General features: G+C 70.5%; 2 protein-coding genes. One reads left to right on the forward strand and one right to left on the reverse strand.

What is annotated here, in order from left to right; genetic code table 11:
* Positions 1 to 2,318 (forward strand): hypothetical protein (locus HY703_11880; protein MBI4545888.1); only part of this gene is annotated, 2,318 nt, incomplete at its 5' end.
* Between the two features lie 42 nt (positions 2,319 to 2,360).
* On the opposite strand, the gene HY703_11885 is transcribed toward HY703_11880, so the two are convergent.
* Positions 2,361 to 3,565 (reverse strand): diguanylate cyclase (locus tag HY703_11885; GenBank protein MBI4545889.1); only part of this gene is annotated, 1,205 nt, incomplete at its 5' end.

Raw genomic sequence — 3,565 nt, forward strand, 5'->3', positions numbered from 1 at the left:
AGGTGGTGAAGGCGGGGGTGCTCACGGGCTTTCTCATGGGGCGCTCGCCGATCCAGGCGGCGCGGCGCTCGAATGGGCATGGCCGCCGGCAGCCCGGCTACGACGTCGTCGCCCGGCAGGGCAACCTGATCGTCGAGTCGGAGCGCACCATGCCCGCCGGCGAGCTGAGGTCGCGGCTGATCGAGGAAGTGAAGCGGCAGGGGAAGGAGTACGGGCTGTACTTTGACGTGATCCAGGGCGGCTTCACCTTCACGGGGCGGGTGCTGCCGCAGTCGTTTAAGGTGATCCCGCTGAAGGTCTACCGCGTCTACGCCGATGGCCGGCCGGACGAGCTGGTGCGGGGCGTGGACATGGTGGGCACGCCGCTCACCGTGTTCAGCAAGATCCTGGCGACGGACGACCGGCCGGGTGTGTTCAATGGCGTGTGCGGCGCGGAATCCGGGTGGGTGCCCGTCTCCGCGGTGTCGCCGGCGGTACTGATCTCGGAGATCGAGATCGAGAAGAAGCCCAAGTCCATGGAGCGGCCGCCGGTGCTGGCGGCGCCGGTGGTTGCTCCGCCGCCGGCCAAGGCGAGGCCGGCCGGGGCGGCGGCGTCCGCTTCCGACGTGCTGCTCGAGGCACTGGCGGACGAGCTGGCGCGCTCAGCGGACAGCCTGCGGCTGGAAGGGCTGGCCTCGCCCTACTACGTGGCGTATCGCGTGAACGACGGAGTGGTCGTGCAGATCGAGGCGTCATTCGGCGAGGTAGTGGTGCGGGACCGGTCGCGGAGCCGGACGCTGCAAACGGAGATCCGGGTGGGCAGTCGCGAGTCGGACAACTCGAACTTCTTCGACCCCACGCTGGCGTTCCGCGGCGCCGGCGGCTCGCTGGCGCTGGACGACCGCTACAGTGCGATCCGCTGGCAGCTCTGGCGGGCCACGGATGATCGCTACAAGCAGGCGGCGGAAGCGCTGGCCAGGAAAGCGGCGGCGCTGCGGGGGAAGGCGACGCCCGACACGCTCGCGGACTTCTCGGAAGCGGCGCCGCAGGTGCTGATCCGGCCGCCGGCGTCGCTGGTACTGGACGACGCGGCGTGGGTCGAGCTGGCGCGCCGTGCCTCTGCGGTGTTCCGCGGCTACCCGGCAGTCGAGGACTCGAGGGTCGGCGTACTGGCCCGGGTGCGGAACCGCTACTTCGCGTCCACGGAGGGGAGCCGGATCCGCGTGCCGGAGCCGCACTACGCCGTACTCGTGACGGCCAAGGCGCGAGGCGCGGGCGGCCGCTCGGTGCAGGATTACCGGCTGTTTGTTGCCCGGTCCGCCGCCGGGCTGCCGGGACTGCCAGCGCTGACGGCGGCGGCGCGGGAGCTGGCGGCGGAGCTGACCGCGCGCGCGGCGGCGGAAGTGCCGACCAGCTATACGGGCCCGGTGTTGTTCGAGGGGCGGGCTGCCGCCCAGTTCTTCCAGCTCCTGCTGGGCCGGCACCTGAGCGGCACGCCGGCGCCGGTCATGGCCAGCCAGTTCGCACAGATGGCGCCGGGCGAGAAGCGGCTGGAATCGCTGTTGGGCCGGCGCATCCTGCCGCGCGGCTTCGCCGTGCGGGACGATCCGACGCTGGAGGAATACGGCGGCGGCGCGCTGGCTGGCCACTACCTGGCCGATGACGAGGGGGTGGCGCCGCAGCGGGTTGCGCTGGTCGAGGATGGCATGCTCGAGGCGTTCCTCATGTCGCGGGCGCCCTCGAACAGCGCGCGCCGCAGCACGGGCCACGGGCGGAGCGAGAGTCCGATCGGCGAGCCGCGCGCGACCATGGGGAACCTGGTCATTGAAGCGGCGCAGGTGCTGAACGCCCCCGAGCTGAAGGCGGAGCTGGTGAGGCGGGTGCGGGAGGAGGGACTGGAATACGGCGTGCTCGTCAGTGGCCTGGCCGATCCGGAGCTGCTCCCGGCGGATGCGGGCACGTTCTTCTTCGTGGGCGGGCCGACGGCGCGGCAGGCAGAGCTGCCGCCGCCTACGGCGGCGCTCAAGGTTTACGCGGACGGGCGGGAGGAGCCGATCCAGGGTGTCGAGTTCGCGGAGGCGAGCGTCCGCAGCCTGCGAGACATCGTGGCCGCTGGCGGCCCGCCCGTGCTGTACAACCTGCTGCACGAGGGTAGTCCGCCCATCGACTCGCCGTTCTTCCGCTTCTCCGGGTCCGGGCCGGGGAAGCTACGCTGGCCAGCAGTGCCGTCCAGCATTGTCGCGCCCGCCGTGCTGGTGGAAGAGCTGGAACTGCGCAAGACGGAGGCGAAGGAGAAGCCGCCGCTGCTGGGCCACCCCTATTTCCAGCGGCGCAACTAGACCAGACTAGACTGGCGCACCGTGCGGGCAGGCGGTCAGGCCTCAGGCGGTGGGGCCCTGGGCGGGCGCGGCCCCGCTGCCCAACCGCTCCCGCTTGGCCTCGTACATGGCCCGGTCGGCGCGGGAAAGCAGATCGTCGATCGAGATGCCGGTTTCCGGCTCGTAGTAGACGACGCCCATGCTGATGGACAACTCGCGGCCCGCGGGCGCGGCGGCGTTGCGGGCCTCCAGCTTCTCGCACAGCCGCCGCGTCAGCGACTCGGCCTCCGCCTTCCCCGTTTCAATCGCCAGGACCACGAACTCGTCGCCGCCGAAGCGGGCCAGGATGTCGGAGGCGCGGAAGGTTTGCTTGAGCAGCTCGGCGGCTTCCTTGAGCGCCTGGTCGCCCATCTGGTGGCCGAGTGTGTCGTTGATGCGCTTCATCCCGTCCACGTCGGCAAAGACGAGCAGCACGCCTCGCTGGGTGCGGTCGCCGAGCCGGAGCTGCTTCTCGGCGAGGGTGAAGAAGCCGCGGCGGTTGTAGAGGCCGGTCAGCTCGTCGGCCAGCGAGAGGTTGCGGAGCTCCTCCTCGGCCTGCTTGCGCTCCGTGATGTCCTCGAGCGCGCCCTCGTAATACAGCACCCTGCCCTTCGCGTCGCAGACGGCGCGCGCGCTGTCGCAGACCCACAGGGTCGAGCCGTCAAAGCAGCGCAACTGCGTCTCGAAGTTGCGGACAACCCCCTCCGCCGCCATGCGGTTTTGCCAGTAGTCGCGCTGCTGCGCACTGGGGTAGAGGCGTGAGGCGTCCACGGCGAGCAGGGTCTCACGGTCGGGGTAGCCGAGCATGCGCACCAGGGCGAGGTTCACGTCCAGCAGGGTGCCGTCGGGCGCGGAACGGTACAGGCCCTCGGGCACGCCCTCGAAGAGGTTGCGGTAGCGCTCTTCGCTGACGCGCAGTGCGACCTCGGCGTGCTTGGCCTCGGTAATGTCCTCGACCATGCCGATGCCGAAACTGGGCGCGCCATCGGGCCCGCACACCAGGGAGGCGGTGAGCCGGCCCCACACCACCTGGCCGTCCTTGCGGATATAGCGTTTCTCGATCTGGTAGTGGTCGCGGCGTCCCTCCACGACCTCCTGAAACAGGCGCCAGTCGGCGGCGACGTCCTCGGGGTGGGTGAAGTCGGTGAACACCATGGCGCGCAGCTCATCGGCGGAGTAGCCCAGCATCTTCTGCAACACGGGGTTGCTTTCGACGGGGTGGCCCTGCA

It is taken from the genome of Gemmatimonadota bacterium (assembly GCA_016209965.1).
Classification (GTDB): Bacteria; Gemmatimonadota; Gemmatimonadetes; order Longimicrobiales; family RSA9; genus JACQVE01.